This is a genomic window from Pseudomonas sp. ICMP 3272 (genome assembly GCF_001466905.1).
In the GTDB taxonomy this organism is placed as follows: Bacteria; Pseudomonadota; Gammaproteobacteria; order Pseudomonadales; family Pseudomonadaceae; genus Aquipseudomonas; species Aquipseudomonas amygdali.
The window spans coordinates 1-351 of record NZ_LKEK01000020.1; the positions used below are offsets into that span (position 1 = coordinate 1).

Sequence of the window (351 nt, forward strand, 5' to 3'; positions counted from 1 at the left end):
CCACCCTGAAGCAACGAGTCCATGGTGTTTTCAGCAAAATCAGCACCCATCAGACTGGCGGCCCCTGCATCCATCTTGCGGCCCAGCGTGCTCTCGATTTTGTTGACTGCGCGCGTCAGACCTCGGGTGGCCTCTTCGTAGTTCTGTTTGGCCGTTGTGTTGTAAGTCAGGAGTTGGTTTGCCTACTGAGTAGCAGTGACTATCGGCTGGCTGGCTGCCTCCAACGAACTCTTNATGTTCATCATCACGCGTGATCTCGTATGCCTTGTCGACATCACGATTCAAGCCCGCTGTTGAGTCCTTACCCACCGTGTCACTGCGCACCACCACATCGCCTGCGCCCACGGTGCC

General features: G+C 56.6%; 1 pseudogene. It reads right to left on the reverse strand.

The window, feature by feature from the left end:
- A pseudogene (locus tag AO068_RS29595) lies at positions 1 to 351 on the reverse strand (toxin C-terminal domain-containing protein); the annotation flags it as partial.